Genomic DNA, 16440 nt, shown 5'->3' with positions numbered 1-16440 from the left:
GTCATGACCGGGAAGCTCGACATCGATCATCTCAGGCAATGGATCGGCCGCAGCGAGGAAGCGACCGACATCGTCACGGCGCAGCTGGTCAAGGGCCTGCGCGCCACGCTGTTCCAGGATGTAGGGGAGCCGAAGGCAGGCGACGCGGCGCCATTCACGGTGCACTGGTGCCTGGCGCAGCCGGTGTTTCCGATGTCGATGCTCGGCCCCGACGGCCACCCGACCCGCGGCGGCTTCCTGCCGCCGGTGCCGTTGCCGCGCCGGATGTGGGCCGGCGGCGAGATCGAATTCCTGCAGCCCTTGCGCGTCGGCGATGAATCGACGCGGACCTCGCGCATTGCCGACGTGCAGGTGAAACCAGGCTCGACCGGCACGCTGTGCTTCGTCTCGGTCGAGCACAGCATCTCCTCGCCGCGCGGCGTTGCCATCCGCGAGCGTCAAGACATCGTTTATCGCGAGATGACGAGCACCGCGACCGCCAAAGCCCCGTCTCCGCCGCCGAAGGCAAAGCATCGCGAGACCCATGTCTCCGACCCCGTGCTGCTGTTTCGCTACTCCGCGCTGACCTTCAACGGCCACCGCATCCACTACGATCGCGACTATGTCACGGAGGTCGAAGGCTATCCGGGCCTGATCTTCCACGGGCCACTGCAGGCGGCGCTCATAGTGGAGATGGCGGCAAAGCTGCGCGGCGGCAAGGCGCCGAAGAAGTTTTCATATCGCGGTTTGCAGCCGTTGTTCGAGGGTTCTGAATTTTCGATCAACGCCAATGAGACTGACGCTGGCATGGAGCTGTGGACCGCCAATGCGGAGGGGCAGCCGACGATGAAGGGCACGGCGGTGTGGTAGGCCACAGCTCCCTCTTCCTCATTGCGAGCGCCGCGAAGCAATCCGGAATCCTTCCGCGGTGATAAGGATTGGTTCGCTGCGCTCGCAATGACGGGGGCTGATGGCGCGATATGAATAGCAGGGACGGAAGCGATGACAAAAAACGGCAAGACCGGCAGCAAGTCCGTCACCGTCAAGCAGGCGACGCTCGATCTGCTGCGCGCCTTCGGCATCGACAAGGTGTTCGGCAACCCTGGTTCGACCGAGCTGCCGTTCCTGAGCGATTGGCCTGACGACCTAGACTACGTGCTGGCGCTGCAGGAGGCCTCCGCCGTCGGCATGGCCGATGGCTACGCGCAGACGACGCGCAATGCCGGCTTCGTCAATCTGCATTCCGCCGCCGGTGTCGGCAATGCGCTCGGCAACATCTACACCGCGCATCGCAACCAGACGCCGCTCGTCATCACCGCGGGCCAGCAGGCCCGCTCGATCCTGCCATTGCAGGCGTTTCTCTATGCGGAGCGCGCGTCCGAATTCCCGCGACCCTATGTGAAATACAGCGTCGAGCCGGCCCGGCCCGAAGACGTGCCGGCCGCGATCGCCCGGGCCTATTACGTCGCGATGCAGCCGCCGTGCGGACCGACCTTCGTCTCGATCCCGATCGACGATTGGGCACATGCTTGCGCGCCGGTCGAAGCACGCAAGGTCAGCCGCGAGATCGGCCCCGAGCCGGACGCGATGAAAGTGCTGGTTGCCGCCCTCGATGCCGCAAAGCACCCTGCTCTCGTCGTCGGCCCCGGCGTGGACCGCGCCGGCGCGGTCGATTTGATGGTGCGCGTGGCCGAGAAGGCGAAAGCGAGCGTCTGGGTCAGCCCGTTCTCGGCGCGCTGCTCGTTCCCCGAGCGGCATCCGCAATTCGCGGGCTTCCTGCATGCTTCACCTGCGCAGCTGTCCGACGCGCTGCGCGAGCACGATCTCGTTGTGGTCATCGGTGCGCCGGTGTTCACCTTCCATGTCGAGGGCCATGCCGCGATCTTCGACGGCGGCGCGGCGATCTTCCAGATCACAGACGATCCGGACGCTGCGGCGGTCACGCCTGTGGGCACCAGCATCATCGCGACCATGAAGCCGGCGCTGAGCCTGCTGCTCGAGCTGTTGCCGGAGAGCAAGCGCGCGATGCCAAAAGGCCGCACGCTGCCGCCGACGCCACAGGCCGCCGATCCGCTGCCGGTCGAATTCCTGCTGCACTCGCTGTCGCAAGCGATGCCGGACGGCGCATCGCTGGTCGAGGAAGTGCCCTCGCACCGGCCCGCGATGCAGACGTTCTTGCCGATGCGCGGCCAGGACAGTTTCTACACCATGGCGAGCGGCGGCCTCGGCTATTCCCTGCCCGCCGCGGTCGGCATGGCACTCGGCAAGCCCACCAGCCGCACGGTGTGCCTGATCGGCGACGGCTCCGCGATGTACTCGATCCAGGCGCTATGGACCGCCGCGCAGCGCAAGCTGCCGCTGACCATCGTCGTCATCAACAATTCCGGCTACGGCGCGATGCGCTCGTTCAGCCAGGTGATGCAGGTGCGCAACGTGCCAGGGCTGGAGCTGCCGGGGATCGATTTCGTCCGGCTCGCCGAGGGCATGGGCTGCCACGCGGTGCGGGTGAGCAAGGCGGCAGAGCTCGGCGGCGCGCTCAAGCGCGGAATGGCGTTCGAGGGCGCGAGCCTCGTGGAGGTCATCGTGGATTCGGCGGTGCCGGTGCTGTACGGGCAGAAGCATTGAGGCGTGCCGTCTATCCACCGCGGCGGGCAGACTGGATTGCTTCGCTTCGCCCGCAATGACGGAAGAGAGTAGCGGCCTCCCCTACTTCCCGAACTCCTCGCGCATCTTGGCCTGAATCTTGGCCATGCCACCGATCCAGCGGTCGTAATTCTCGGTCTTCTTGCGCAAGTAGCCGAGCACCTGGGGGTGGGGCAGGATCAGGAAGGTCTCCTGCTCGAGGCCGGCGAGCACGTCCTTTGCCACCTGCTCCGGCGTGAGGTCGCCGTCGCCGGATTGCGGGCCCTTGGGGATCGAGCGCAACATGTTGGTGTCGACGCCTTGCGGGCAGAGGATCGAGACCTTGATGTTGTCGGCCTTGTGCGAGATCGCGAGGTTCTCGGCAAAGCCCACCGCGGCGTGCTTCGTCGTCGAGTAAGCCGGGCTGCCGACCTGCGACAGCAGGCCCGCAGCCGAGATGGTGTTGAGGAAATAGCCGCCGCCGCGCGCCTTCATGCGGGGAATGAGATGTCGCGCCGCATAGACATGCGCCATGACGTGGATCGCCCAGCTGCGCTGCCACGGCTCGTCCGAGGCGCCGCCGGCGTTGACCGACATCGGATCGAAGCCGCCGCCGATGCCGGCATTGGAGCAGAACAATGCGATCGGGCCGAACTGCCGCTCGGTTTCGTCGATGACGTGCGAGATATCCTTTTCCTGCGCGACGTCGCATTTGAAAGCCGCGCCATCGACCGTCGCTGCGACGATCCTCGCATTGGCGGCGTCCATATCCGCGACCACGACCTTGGCGGCGCCCGCCTTGTGAAAGGCCTCGCAAAGCGCCTTGCCGATGCCGTTTGCGCCGCCCGTGACGACCACAACCTTGCCGGTCACCTGCATGCGACGTCTCCTGTTTTCTCAGATGGTCTCATCCCGCGTCGCGGGACGTGCTCAGTTCAACACGAGGTCGAGCACCGCGGTATAATGGCATGCCGCACCGGCCAAGACAAAGCCGTGCCAGATCGCGTTCTGGAAGCGCAGCCGCCGCCAGGCGTGGAAGATCACGCCCAAACTGTAGAGCAGTCCGCCGGCCACGATGAAACCCAGCGCCAGCGCCGGCAACGCTCTGACCACGGCGTCATAGAGCATCACACCGCTCCAGCCCATGGCGAGATAGATCCCGACCGAGAGGCGATCGAACCGGCCGGGGCAGCAGAGTTTCAGCACGATGCCTGATATGGCCACGCACCAGACGCCGGCGAGCAGCACCAGAGCGAACACGCTGTCCCTCACCTCGAGAATGAACGGCGTATAGGTCGCCGCGATCAGGAGATAAATCGCGGAATGATCGAAGCGGCGCAGCAGCCATTTGGCCGGCGAGACCGGCCAGAGATTATAGGTCGCCGACAGCACCAGCATCGACAACAGGCCGGCGACATAGACCGAGACGCCGACGACATTGGTCGCGTCAGCATAGACCGCTGCCAACACCACCAGCACGGTCGCCGCGATGATGCCGGCGAGCACGCCGATCGCATGGATGACGCCGTCTGCGATCAGCTCGGCGCGATCGTAGTTCCAGCGAATTGCATCGGCTGCTGCGTGGACCGAGGTGGATGCAAGTTGTTTCAATCTGAAGATGGTCATGGCAATCCGCTGAGCGGGGCAATGCCCTCTTGTGTGGGTGGTTTGGGACCGGCGCGTCGTTCGATCGGCTGATTTGCCGACAAAGGCGGTGGAAGTATGAAGCTTGATTTTCCCCGCGCAATTGCCACTTTTGTGAACGGCTTCACCGTTCCGCCCGCGCCCCGAGACCAATCACGTTCATATGGCATTCAGTTTCCAGGATATGGTCGAGGAGGCGCGCCTGTCGGCCCGGGCGCTGATCGACTATGGCGAGCACTTCTTCAATCCCACGGTACGGCTTGGTGTCACGGGCCTGTCGCGGGCCGGTAAGACCGTATTCATCACCGCGCTGATCCACGGCCTGACCCGCGGCGGCCGGCTTCCGGTGTTTGAGGCCTATGCCTCCGGCCGGATCGCGCGGGCCCATCTGGCGCCACAGCCTGATGACGCCGTGCCGCGCTTTTCCTATGAGAACCACCTGCGTGCGCTGATCGAGGAGCGGCGCTGGCCGAGCTCGACCGTCGACATCAGCGAGCTGCGTCTCGTCATTGACTATCAGCGTCCAAACGGCGCCGACCGCACACTCACGCTCGACATCGTCGACTATCCCGGCGAATGGCTGCTCGACCTGCCGCTGCTGCAGAAAAGTTTTGAGCAGTGGTCCGCCGAAAGCCTGGCGTTGTCGCGCGAAGCGCCGCGCGCGCATCTGGCCGCGGACTGGCACGCGCATCTCTCAACGCTCAAGCCCGAGGCGCGCGAGGACGAGCAGGCGACGCTCGCGGCTGCAAAGCTCTTCACCAGCTATTTGCGCGCCTGCCGCGACGAACGCTTTGCGATGAGCCTGTTGCCACCCGGCCGCTTCCTGATGCCCGGCAATCTTGCGGACACGCCCGCGCTGACCTTCGCTCCGCTCGACGTCCCCACAGGCGGACAGGCGCCGGAGGGATCGCTGTGGGCGATGATGGTGCGCCGCTACGAGGCCTACAAGGACGTCGTGGTGCGGCCCTTCTTCAGGGATCATTTCGCCCGGCTCGATCGACAGATCGTGCTCGCCGATGCGCTCGCCGCATTCAACGCGGGGCCTGAAGCACTGCACGATCTCGAAGCGGCGCTGTCAGGTATTCTCGATTGCTTCCGCATCGGCCGCAGCACGTTCCTGTCCAGCCTGTTCAGGCCGCGTATCGACCGCATCCTGTTCGCGGCGACCAAAGCGGATCATCTGCATCATTCCAGCCACGACCGGCTCGAAGCCGTGCTGCGCCGCGCGGTGACCCGCGCCGTGGCGCGCGCGGAAGATACCGGCGCGCGGATCGATGTCGTGGCGCTTGCCGCCGTCCGCGCCACCCGCGAAGCTCAGGTCAGCAACGGCCGCGACAAATTGCCCTCGATCCTGGGCACGCCGGCGGCGGGCGAAAGTGCCGGCGGCGAGTTCTTCGACGGCAACACGGAGGTTGCGACTTTTCCGGGCGACCTCCCACTGGATCCCGAACCGCTGTTCAATGGCACGGATGCATTCCGCGGATCGTCGACGCAGGCCGGCGAGACGAGCGATTTTCGCTTTCTGCGCTTCCGCCCGCCAATGCTCGAACGTGAAGGCACTGAAGAGCCCGCGCTTGCCCACATTCGCCTGGACCGTGCCCTGCAGTTCCTGATCGGAGACAAGCTGGCATGAGCGACCCATCGAAGCCACGGCGGCCGGCGACGTTCCGGCTTGACGATCCCGGCGTCGTCGTGACCGAGGCCGACGAGATCAGCCGGCTCAGCCGCGCCAGCATCCAGATCACGCCGGAGCCCGATCCATCATTGCTGCCGGTACCGGTCCAAACCGCGCTGCCGGCGCGGCGCGGCTTTCCCTGGGGCGCGCTGTTCTGGTCCGGCCTCGCCGGCCTGACGCTGCTCGGCACCGGGCTCGGCGTCGTCAATCTGATCGAGAGCCTGTTTGCGCGCAGCGAGAGCCTCGGCTTTGTCGGGCTCGCGCTCGCCTTCATCGTGACGCTTGCGCTCGCCGTGGTGATCGGGCGCGAGGCGCTCGGGCTCGCGCGGCTTGCGACGATCGAGAAGCTGCACCGGCGTGCCGCCGAAGTGCTCTTGAGCGACGATCGCAAGGAGAGCCGCGCCATCGTGCGGGATCTGATCGCCATCGCGCACCAGAACCCGCAGCTTGCCCGCGCGCGCGCGACGCTGGAGAGCCATACCGGGGAGATCATCGACGGGGCCGACATGATCCGGCTCGCCGAACGCGAATTGATGTCGCCGCTGGATACAGAGGCGCGGCGGCTGGTGTCGTCGGCCGCCCAGCGGGTCTCGATCGTCACGGCGGTGTCGCCGCGCGCGCTGTTCGACGTGCTTTTCGTGCTCGTGGCCTCGCTGCGCCTGATCCGCCAGCTCGCCCGGCTCTATGGCGGCCGACCCGGCGCGCTCGGCATGATCCGCCTGCTCCGCCACGTGATCGCCCATCTCGCCATCACCGGCGGCCTCGCCGCGAGCGACAGCCTGGTGCAGCAGATGCTCGGGCACGGGATCGCGGCAAAACTGTCGCAGCGGCTGGGTGAAGGCATGCTCAACGGATTGCTGACGGCGCGGCTGGGGTTGGCCGCGATAGACGTCACAAGGCCGCTGCCATTCGCCGCCCTGCCGCCGCCAAAACTGTCGGATCTGGCGACCGATTTGCTGCGGAGGAAAGAGGACGAGGCGTAGCGCTAGAGCATGATCCGGAAAAGTGTGCAGCGGTTTTCCGAAAAGATCATGCGCAAACAATAAGCTAAAGTGCGATGACGATTCATCCTAATCTCATCGCGCTTTAGGAGAGCGAGCGCTCCGCGAATTCCCACGCCAGCACCCTCCACCGGAACAGCGGCGAATCCTTTGGCGGCGAAAGCTCCGGGGTCCAGCCGGTGAGCTTGTCGAGCGTGTAGGTATCGATCAGGACACCGCGCCAGCGCCGCTCGACTTGCGCCAATGGCGCGCGCCTTGCCGGGATCTGCTGCCACACCGGCGAGTCATCGTCGGGCCGGCGACCGATATAGAGTCCCGCATGCCCCCTGATCCGGTCCATACCGGGATCGCGAAAGTCCTGGAAGCGGCCACGCTCGTTGATCTCGATCACGGGGACCCGGCCGCGGAACAGCCAGCGCATCATGGCGTAGGTGCGATAGTCGGTGGTTGCGATCCAGGTCGCGCCTGTCTCATCCAGCGCGGCCTGTGCGCGTGCGGCCACCTGATCGAAGCCGGCTTCGGCACCGATCGGATCGATCTTGCCGAGGAAATTCCAGGGCGCCGCGACATAATAGAGGAACACGACCACGACGAAGGCGATCCCCGAAACCAGGGCCGTGTTGACCCAGAACAGGCTCGACCGGATCGTCTGCGCGGACCGGCCTTCCTTCGACAGCATCGCGAGGTTCACGGCGGCGGCCGCGAAACCAACCGGCCACATGAACATCGGCCAGGTATCGCCGACCCTGAGCGTCATCGACTTCAGGAGGAAATAGGCGAAGGGCACCAGCACCGCCGTCGACAGCAGGATCGCCACCGGCTCACGGGAGCGATAGCCACGCCATGCCGTCATCGCGAGGCCGGACAGCACCACCGGCAACATGACGAATCCGACAAGACCGAATTGCAGGCCGATGTAGTCGCCGATGGTGCGCAGCGAGATGCCGTAATTGGCCGTGGCGCGCACGCCCTGGAAACGGAAGGAGGCCCAGTCGTGCTGGGCATTCCAGATCAGCACCGGCGAGAACACAGCGATCGCGATCAGCAGCGCCAGATAGGGATAGGGGCTGCGCAGCCAGCGCCAGCGCCAATCCGGCACCAGCAGAAAAGCGGCGACCGCCGGCGCGAACATGATCGCGGTGAATTTCGACAGCAGCGACAGGCCCGCGAACAGGCCGGCTGCGAGCCACCACCGCCCGTCGCCGCTCTGCGCGAGCCGCACCAGCGACCACATCATTGCCACCGCGAACGGGATCATGGCGACATCGGGCGCAACCTTGGCCATCAGCAGGCCGTAATAGAGCGCGGCCTCGGGCATCAGCACCACAACAACGACCGCGCGCACATCATGGGTGAGGCGACGGACGATATCGGCGAGCAACAACTGCGTGACCAGCATTGCGACGATGCCGCCGAAGCGAACGCCGAGCACGGTGTCACCGAAGATCGCGGTTCCGAATCGGATCAGCCAGGCGATGCCGGGCGGATGATCGAGGAAGCTGAGCGCTCCCTCCTTCGACCAGGTCCAGTAATAGGCCTCGTCGGTGCGCAGCTCGATCGCGGAGGCATAGACGATGCGCAGCACCGTCATCGCGGCGATCACCAACGCGGCAATGACCAGAGGCCGGCGCAACGCGCCGCTGGGCTTCATGGTGATATCGGTAGCGATCGTCACGGCCGCGCTTTTCCCTGACTTGTGAGGGGGAGTCAATGTGGTGGGTGTTGCGGTCTTGTCGGCCGTCCCGGGCCAGGACCGTTGGGGTGAACGATGCTTACCGTCAGGTAACCTTGCCGCGCATGTGATCGGAAGGGCCGTCTATCAGCGGAATTTAACTCTCTACTGGCTGTTCTCCTCAGTGAACTGGTACAAGCGAATCATGGCCGCCACCGCGCTTTCACGATTGCCCGAACTCGTCCGCTCGACCAGCGCGCGGCAGGTGCGGCTGGCCTGCGGCGTCATCCTGTTTGCATACGTGATCAGCCATTTCCTCAACCACGCGCTGGGCAACATCTCGGTCGACGCCATGCAGGTCGGCGTCTACTACCACATCGCGTTCTGGCAGTTCCTGCCCGTCGCGATGGTGTTCTATAGCGCGGCCCTCACCCATATGGGTCTCGGCGTCTATGCGCTGTACCAGCGCCGCGAGTTCCGCTGGCGGGCGATCGAGCCGCTGCAGCTCGTGCTGGGGCTGAGCATTCCGGCGCTGGTCATGGCGCATGTCATCGGCATCCGGCTCGGCCAGACGCTGTACGGGCACGAGAAGCTCTATCCGCAGGAGCTCTATCTGTTTTTCGTCGTGGCGCCCGGCCGGCTCTGGACGATGACGATCCTGCTGATCGTCGCCTGGGTGCACGGCTGCATCGGCATCTATTTCTGGCTCCGGCTGAAACCGTTCTTCATGCGCGCCGCACCGTATCTGCTGGCGGCCGCCGTGCTGATCCCGACGCTGGCGCTGCTCGGCATCTACCAGGGTGGCCGCAGTGTCGCCGCCGACAGCGAGGAGAGCGACTGGCGCCGGCAGAATTACACGCAGCGCGAGGTCGGCACGTTCGCACAGGCCGACACGCTCGACCGCATCAGCGCTGGACTGACGATCAGTTACTTCGGGCTGCTCGGGCTGGCGCTGCTCGCGCGCGGCGTGCGCGGCTGGCGCGAGCGGCGTGGCGGCATGATCGCGCTGTCCTACGGCAACGGCAAGACCGTGCGCGTGCCCAAAGGCCTGTCCGTGCTGGAAGCGAGCCTGCGCCACAACGTGCCGCATGCCAGCGTCTGCGGTGGCCGCGCCCGCTGCTCGACCTGCCGGATCCGCATCATCGGCGACCACGACACATTGCCAGAGCCGTCGCAGCGCGAGGCCTTCGTGCTGGCTCGCGTCGGCACCGCCGATCCCTCGATCCGCCTCGCCTGCCAGCTGCGGCCAAACTGCGATCTCTCCTTCTTCCAGCTGTTCACGCCACAGATGCTGTCGGGTAACGCGCAAGCGTCCTCGCCGGCACGAATCGGTCAGGAGCGCTATCTCGTCAGCCTGTTCGTCGACATGCGCGGCTCGACCCAGCTCGCCGAGAAGCGGCTGCCATTCGACACCGTCTTCATCGTCAATCGTTTCCTTGGCGCGGTGTCGCAGGCGGTGATCGAGAACGGGGGCCAGCCGAACCAGTTCGTCGGCGACGGCATGCTGGCGCTGTTTGGCCTCACAACCGATCCGCACACCGCGAGCCGGCAGGCGCTGAAGGCGGTGGCCGCCATCGCGACCCATGTCGACGAGCTCAACGAGCTGCTGAGCCACGACCTGCGCCAGCCGATCCGCTTCGGCATCGGCGTCCATGGCGGCGAGGTCATTATCGGCGACATCGGCTATCGCGACCACATCGTCTTTACCGCGCTCGGCGATGCCGTGAACGTCGCCGCCCGCCTTCAGGACATGACCAAGACGCTCGCCTGCGAGGCTGTGGTCTCCGAGGAGGTCCGCCGCACCGCCGGCCTTGACGAGGAGGCACTGCCGAAGCAGGAGGTCGCGATCCGCGGCCGCGACGAGCCGATGGTCGTGCGCGTCGTCGCCGACACCAGGACATTGTCCCCCCTCATCGCCGGCGACGCGCGCGTCGCGGCGTAGCACCGGTGTGTTGCGGCGCAGCGGCATGGGCTTGCTGCGAAAGCACGAATTGACTTCAACGTGATGGTTGAGACAGATGAACGTGGGTGTTGCGGTGATGACCGCGGGCCAACGAAAAGCTCCGGGAGGAGACGACATGTTCGACCGACGCGACCTGCTCAAAGGAGCGGGTCTTGCCGCACTGACCGCCACACTGAATTCAACCAGGGCACTGGCTCTCGACTCGGTCACCCTGCCGTTTGCCAATGGCGAGCGGCCGCTGGTGAAATATCCCCAGAAGCGGCCGATGATCGGGCTCACCAGCCGGCCGCCGCAGCTCGAGACGCCATTCGCGGTGTTCAACGACGGCCCTATCACGCCCAATAACGCGTTCTTCGTGCGCTACCACCTCGCCGGCCTGCCCTACGATCTCGACCCTGACAAGTTCACGCTCGAGGTCAAGGGCAAGGTCGACAAGCCGCTGAAGCTGTCGCTGAAGGACATCAGGAAGATGAAGGCGACCGAGATCGTCGCCGTCAACCAGTGCTCCGGTAACAGCCGCGGCTTCTTTGAGCCGCGCGTCGCCGGCGGCCAGCTCGCCAATGGCGCGATGGGCAATGCGCGCTGGCGCGGCGTGCCGCTGAAGACCGTGCTGGAAATGGCGGGCGTGCAGACCGGCGCCAAGCAGGTCGTCTTCGGCGGCATGGACGGGCCGGTCAGCGACAAGACGCCCGACTTCGCCAAGGCGCTCGACCTGGATCACGCCACCGACGGTGAGGTGATGCTGGCCTATGGCATGAATGGCGAGGACCTGCCGTTCCTCAACGGCTTTCCGCTGCGCCTGATCGTGCCGGGCTATTACGGCACCTACTGGGTCAAGCACCTCAACGAGATCACCGTCCTCGATTCCGTCTATGACGGATTCTGGATGAAGTCGGCCTACCGCATTCCGGATACGCCGGACAATTCGGTCCCGCCCGGCACGGCACCCAAGGCGACGATCCCGATCAACCGCTTCACCATCCGCTCCTTCATCACCAATGTGCCCGATGGCGCCAAGCTGAAGGCCGGCCGCACGACGTTGCGCGGCATCGCCTTCGATGGTGGCAAAGGCATCAAGGACGTGTCCGTCTCCACCGATGGCGGCAAGACGTGGGCCTCCGCCAAGCTCGGCAAGGATCTCGGCAACTACTCCTTCCGCGAATGGAAGCTGCCGGTGAAGCTTGCCGCGGGCCAGGTCGAGTTCAAGGTGCGCGCGACCAGCAATTCCGGTGAGACGCAGCCCGACACGCCGCGCTGGAACCCGGCGGGTTATCTGCGCAATGTCGTCGAAACCGTCCGCGCCAGCGTGGCCTGAGGAGAATGATCATGCAGCGCACCGTTCTCGGCGCCGTTACGCTCGCCGTCACCGCCATGCTGGGTTCGGCCCTTGCAGCACCGATCGACTACAAGACGCCGGACGAGGTCGCGGCCTTCAAGGCTGGGCCCAATCTCGAAGTGGTTCAAGGCAATTGCACCGCCTGCCACTCGTCCGACTACATCGCGACGCAGCCGCCGATGAAGGACAAGAAAGCCTTCTGGCAGGCCGAGGTCACCAAGATGATCAAGGTCTATGGCGCACCGATCGACGATGCCGACGTCGGCAAGATCGTGGACTATCTGGCCGCGACTTATTGACGGTGTCAGGGTCAATTGACCGCGAAACGGGCAAAACAGGCAAAAACGCTGCGAAGTTGAGCGAATTTCGGCGAAATGCTGATGTGGTTTGATCTACCAAGCCCGCCTCATTCCGCGTATCCTGTAGGACCGAACCGGCCGGTTGGCGGGGACTGGCGGTTCGTGATCTCGGAGGAAGACCCGCGGAGAAGTCGTTATGGCTAAAGGTACGGTCAAGTGGTTCAACCCGACCAAGGGTTATGGATTTATCCAGCCTGCGTCGGGCGGCAAGGATGTGTTCGTGCATATCTCGGCAGTGCAGAAAGCCGGTCTGTCGTCCCTGAACGAAGGACAGACGGTGGAATACGAAGAGATCGCAAACCGGGGCAAGACCTCCGCAGAGAACCTCAAAGTATAAGCCGCCAGCTCTTGCTGCCTCCCGGGTCAGTCCGGGAGTGAGGCCAAGAAAATTTCAGAAGACGATCCGTGCATTCGACGACAGGCGTTGCGACTGCACACGAAAGGCTATTTGCCTGGAGAAATCGTAGATCAACGCCGCAGCAGTGACAATCGCGACCGCATTTCGTCAGCCCACCGGCAGCGGTGCGTCGCGCTTGATCTCCTCCATCACCGCATAGGTGCGCGTCTCCCGCACGCCCGGCATCGACAGCAGGGTCTCGCCGAGGAAGCGCCGATACGCGGTCATGTCGGCCAGCCGCGCCTTCACCAGATAGTCGAAGCCGCCTGCAACCATGTGACACTCCAGCACTTCCGGCGCGAGTTTCACCGCGCGTGCAAAGCGCTCGAAATTGTCAGGCGTGGTCTTGTCGAGCAGCACCTCGACGAACACGAGCAAGCCCAGGCCCAGCCGGTGCGGATTGAGCCGCGCGCCATAGCCTTCGACGAACCCCTCGCGCTGCAGGCGCTTCAGCCGCTCGCCGATCGAGGTCGGCGACAGTCCGATGCGCTCGGCGAGTTCGACATTGGCGATTCGCCCATCTTCCTGCAAAATCGAGAGGATTTTCCGGTCGATCCGATCGAGTTCCATATTTCACACGACCAATGTGCTGTTGACCTTCATTTTCTAAGGTAGAATGGCTATTTTGTCTATCGAACTACGGTTACGTGGGCCTTATCCTGGTTTTCAGCCACAGGACACGCCATGCCGACCATCCCGCCGCCCTTCTCCGCTCCGTACGCCCCTGACGATGCCGACATCGCTGCACGGCTGTTTCCATCGGCGCATCTCAGCCCCCCGCAGGAAGCGCGGATCGACCGCACCGCGACGCGCCTGATCGAGGCGATCCGCAAGCGCGACGACCGGCTCGGAGGGGTCGAGGACATGCTGCGGGAGTTTGCGCTCTCCACCAAGGAAGGCCTCGCGCTGATGGTGTTGGCGGAGGCGCTGCTGCGCGTGCCTGATGCGCGCACCGCCGACCAGTTCATCGAGGACAAGCTCGGCGAGGGCGACTTCATCCATCACGAGACCAAGTCCACCGCATTCCTGGTCAACGCCTCGGCCTGGGCGCTCGGTCTCTCGGCGCGGGTGATCCAGCCCGGCGAGACACCTGACGGCACCATCGGCCGGCTGGTGAAGCGGCTCGGCGCGCCCGCCGTGCGCACCGCCACACGCCAGGCGATGCGGCTGATGGGCAATCATTTCGTGCTGGGCGAGACCATCGAGCAGGCGCTGGAGCGAGGCAAGCCGCGCTCCGGTGAGAGGCCGCGCTACTCCTTCGACATGCTCGGCGAAGGCGCGCGCACCGCTGCGGATGCCAAGCGCTATTTCGATGCCTATGCGAGCGCGATTCTGACGATCGGCAAGGCCGCGGGCAACCATCCCCTGCCCGACCGGCCGGGCATCTCCGTGAAACTCTCGGCGCTGCATCCGCGCTTCGAGGCGATCAGCCGCGACCGCGTGATGGCCGAGCTCGTGCCGCAGCTGCTGGACCTCGCGCAGCGCGCCAAGGCCCACGACCTCAACTTCACCGTCGACGCCGAGGAGGCCGACCGGCTGGAGCTGTCGCTCGACGTGATCGCGGCCACGCTGGCCGACCCCTCGCTTGGGGGATGGGACGGCTTCGGGCTTGCGATCCAGGCTTATCAGAAGCGCGCCAGCGCGGTGATCGATTACATCCACGAACTCGCGCGCGCCCATGATCGCAAGCTGATGGTGCGCCTGGTCAAGGGTGCCTATTGGGACACCGAGATCAAGCGCGCGCAGGAGCGTGGGCTCGACGGTTATCCGGTATTCACCCGCAAGGCGATGACTGACATGAACTATGTCGCCTGCGCCTCCAAAGTTTTGAATCTGCGGCCGCGCATCTTCCCGCAATTTGCGACCCACAACGCGCTCACCGTCGCAACCGTGCTCGAGCTTGCCGGCGACAGCTCCGGCTTCGAATTCCAGCGCCTGCACGGCATGGGCGAAGCACTTTATGAGCAGCTCGCCAAGGACCATCCTGAGATCGCCTACCGCACCTACGCGCCGGTCGGCAGCCATCGCGACCTGCTCGCCTACCTGGTGCGGCGGCTCCTGGAGAACGGCGCCAACTCGTCCTTCGTGGCGCAGGCGGCCGATTATCGCGTGCCGGTACCGGCGCTGTTGAAGCGTCCGGTCGATCTCATCGTCCGTCCCGATCACGCGCACCACGCCAGGATTCCGCTGCCGGGCGATCTGTTCGCGCCGGAGCGGCATAATTCAGCCGGCATCGAGTTCGGCGAGCGCGCAGCGCTCGATAGGCTGCTGGCTGACGTCAAGGCCGCGGCGCCCGATCTCAAGCCGGTCACAGATATGACGCTCGAGCAGGCGAGCGCGGCGATCACGGCGGCCGGTGCGGGCTTTGCTGGATGGAGCCGGACGCCTGCGGCGGTACGCGCGGCGGCGTTGGAGCAGGCCGCACATCTGTTGGAAAGCCGCGGCGCGCATTTCATCGCATTGCTGCAAACCGAAGGCGGCAAGACGCTCGACGACGCGCTCTCCGAGCTGCGCGAAGCCACCGATTTCTGCCGCTATTATGCCGCGCAGGGCCGGAAGCTATTCGGCAGCGAGACCGCGATGCCGGGCCCGACCGGCGAAAGCAACGCGCTTGCCATGCGCGGCCGCGGCGTGTTCGTCGCGATCTCGCCATGGAATTTTCCCCTGGCGATTTTCCTCGGCCAGGTCACCGCGGCCTTGATGGCCGGCAACAGCGTCGTTGCGAAGCCCGCCGAGCAGACGCCGCGCATCGCGCGCGAGGCTGTCGCCCTGCTGCACGAGGCCGGCATCCCCGCAAGCGCGCTGCATCTCGTCACCGGCGACGGCCGCATCGGCGCAGCGTTGACCGCGCACGCCGATATTGCCGGAATCGTCTTCACCGGCTCGACCGAGGTCGCGCGCCACATCTATCGGACGCTCGCCGCCAAGGACGGACCGATCGTGCCGCTGATCGCGGAGACCGGCGGCATCAACGCCATGATCGCGGATGCCACCGCACTGCCCGAGCAGGTCGCCGACGACGTCGTCACCTCGGCGTTCCGTTCCGCCGGCCAGCGCTGCTCGGCGCTGCGGCTGCTGTTCGTGCAGGAGGACGTCGCCGACCGCATGATCGAGATGATCGCGGGCGCGGCGCGCGAGTTGAAGATCGGCGATCCCTCTGAGGTCGCGACCCATGTCGGCCCGGTGATCGACACTGATGCCAAGCAGCGGCTCGATGCGCATATCGCGCGGATGAAGTCGGAGGCGCGGCTGCACTTTGCCGGCATCGCGCCGGGGGGCTGCTTCGTCGCGCCGCATATCTTCGAGCTGCGCGATGCTGGCCAGCTCACCGAGGAGGTCTTTGGCCCGATCCTGCATGTGGTGCGCTACCGCGCCGAGACGCTCGAACATGTGCTGCAGTCGATCGAGCATACCGGCTACGGACTCACGCTCGGAATCCATTCGCGCATCGACGACACGATCGAGGCCATTATCGACCGCGTCCAGGTCGGCAACATCTACGTCAATCGCAACATGATCGGCGCGGTGGTGGGCGTACAGCCGTTCGGCGGCAACGGCCTGTCCGGAACCGGCCCCAAGGCCGGCGGCCCGCACTATCTCCCGCGTTTCGCCACCGAGCAGACCGTGACCATCAACACCGCCGCAGCCGGCGGCAACGCAGCGCTGCTCGCCGGAGAGGAGTGAGGCCCGCGAGGGCCGTTGCATCGCGCTGAAACATCGGTCTAATGCGCCTCCACGAGCGACCCGCGGAAATTCCAGCCGGCGGGAAACAACAAGAGCGAGGGAGCAACG

Annotated in this window: 13 protein-coding genes; 9 read left to right on the top strand and 4 right to left on the bottom strand. The window is 65.3% G+C overall.

All coding sequences use genetic code 11. From position 1 onward, the window contains the following. Positions 1-3: 3 nt before the first annotated feature. Both ACVWZ4_RS18035 and mdlC read left to right on the top strand, forming a co-directional pair. Entirely contained in the window at positions 4-849 is an 846-nt protein-coding gene (locus ACVWZ4_RS18035) for an FAS1-like dehydratase domain-containing protein (protein WP_456737375.1), read from the top strand. 132 nt (positions 850-981) lie between these two features. After that, positions 982-2604: a benzoylformate decarboxylase gene (mdlC, locus tag ACVWZ4_RS18030; protein WP_456740880.1), complete on the top strand. Its 1623-nt coding sequence runs from the start codon at positions 982-984 to the stop codon at positions 2602-2604. 81 nt (positions 2605-2685) lie between these two features. Here mdlC and ACVWZ4_RS18025 read toward each other — a convergent pair whose 3' ends face one another. After that, on the bottom strand, positions 2686-3480 hold the full coding sequence (locus tag ACVWZ4_RS18025) for an SDR family oxidoreductase (protein WP_456763362.1): 795 nt from the start codon (positions 3478-3480) through the stop codon (positions 2686-2688). 51 nt (positions 3481-3531) lie between these two features. Then, positions 3532-4227, bottom strand: coding sequence for a PAQR family membrane homeostasis protein TrhA (gene trhA, locus ACVWZ4_RS18020; protein WP_456740879.1), 696 nt, complete (start codon positions 4225-4227; stop codon positions 3532-3534). A 181-nt stretch (positions 4228-4408) separates the two neighbouring features. On the opposite strand from trhA, the gene ACVWZ4_RS18015 reads away from it, so the two are divergent. Together ACVWZ4_RS18015 and ACVWZ4_RS18010 are read left to right on the top strand one after the other, a co-directional pair. Beyond that, positions 4409-5878 carry a YcjX family protein gene (locus tag ACVWZ4_RS18015; RefSeq protein ID WP_456740878.1) on the top strand — a complete coding sequence of 490 codons (1470 nt, stop codon included), beginning with the start codon at positions 4409-4411 and terminating at the stop codon, positions 5876-5878. Next, positions 5875-6903: a YcjF family protein gene (locus ACVWZ4_RS18010; protein WP_456699484.1), complete on the top strand. Its 1029-nt coding sequence runs from the start codon at positions 5875-5877 to the stop codon at positions 6901-6903. Before ACVWZ4_RS18015 ends, ACVWZ4_RS18010 begins: the two co-directional genes overlap by 4 nt. 103 nt (positions 6904-7006) lie before the next feature. Here the strand turns inward: ACVWZ4_RS18010 and ACVWZ4_RS18005 are convergent, their stop codons facing one another. Further along, positions 7007-8572: a glycosyltransferase family 39 protein gene (locus ACVWZ4_RS18005; protein WP_456742231.1), complete on the bottom strand. Its 1566-nt coding sequence runs from the start codon at positions 8570-8572 to the stop codon at positions 7007-7009. A 226-nt stretch (positions 8573-8798) separates the two neighbouring features. Here ACVWZ4_RS18005 and ACVWZ4_RS18000 point away from each other — a divergent pair, with 226 nt between their 5' ends. The 4 genes from ACVWZ4_RS18000 to ACVWZ4_RS17985 all read left to right on the top strand — a co-directional run bounded on the left by ACVWZ4_RS18000 (position 8799) and on the right by ACVWZ4_RS17985 (position 12588). Further along, positions 8799-10535, top strand: a complete 1737-nt coding sequence (locus tag ACVWZ4_RS18000) for an adenylate/guanylate cyclase domain-containing protein (RefSeq protein WP_456740877.1) — start codon at positions 8799-8801, stop codon at positions 10533-10535. Positions 10536-10671: 136 nt separating this feature from the next. Further along, positions 10672-11871: a SorA family sulfite dehydrogenase catalytic subunit gene (gene sorA, locus ACVWZ4_RS17995; RefSeq protein WP_456740876.1), complete on the top strand. Its 1200-nt coding sequence runs from the start codon at positions 10672-10674 to the stop codon at positions 11869-11871. Between the two features lie 11 nt (positions 11872-11882). Further along, positions 11883-12191, top strand: a complete 309-nt coding sequence (gene sorB, locus ACVWZ4_RS17990; RefSeq protein ID WP_456737368.1) for a SorB family sulfite dehydrogenase c-type cytochrome subunit — start codon at positions 11883-11885, stop codon at positions 12189-12191. 196 nt (positions 12192-12387) lie between these two features. Beyond that, positions 12388-12588, top strand: a complete 201-nt coding sequence (locus tag ACVWZ4_RS17985) for a cold-shock protein (RefSeq protein WP_008134691.1) — start codon at positions 12388-12390, stop codon at positions 12586-12588. A 168-nt stretch (positions 12589-12756) separates the two neighbouring features. On the opposite strand, the gene ACVWZ4_RS17980 is transcribed toward ACVWZ4_RS17985, so the two are convergent. Further along, positions 12757-13218 carry an Lrp/AsnC ligand binding domain-containing protein gene (locus ACVWZ4_RS17980; protein ID WP_018643717.1) on the bottom strand — a complete coding sequence of 154 codons (462 nt, stop codon included), beginning with the start codon at positions 13216-13218 and terminating at the stop codon, positions 12757-12759. A 114-nt stretch (positions 13219-13332) separates the two neighbouring features. Here ACVWZ4_RS17980 and putA point away from each other — a divergent pair, with 114 nt between their 5' ends. After that, the gene (gene putA, locus ACVWZ4_RS17975) at positions 13333-16332 is read left to right on the top strand and encodes a bifunctional proline dehydrogenase/L-glutamate gamma-semialdehyde dehydrogenase PutA (protein ID WP_456790276.1); all 3000 of its coding nucleotides are present in this window, start codon (positions 13333-13335) and stop codon (positions 16330-16332) included. Positions 16333-16440: the final 108 nt, after the last annotated feature.

This window comes from Bradyrhizobium sp. USDA 4472 (assembly GCF_054058595.1).
Note: the sequence above shows the minus strand (reverse complement) of the source record. Positions and strands in the feature narration are given on the sequence as shown.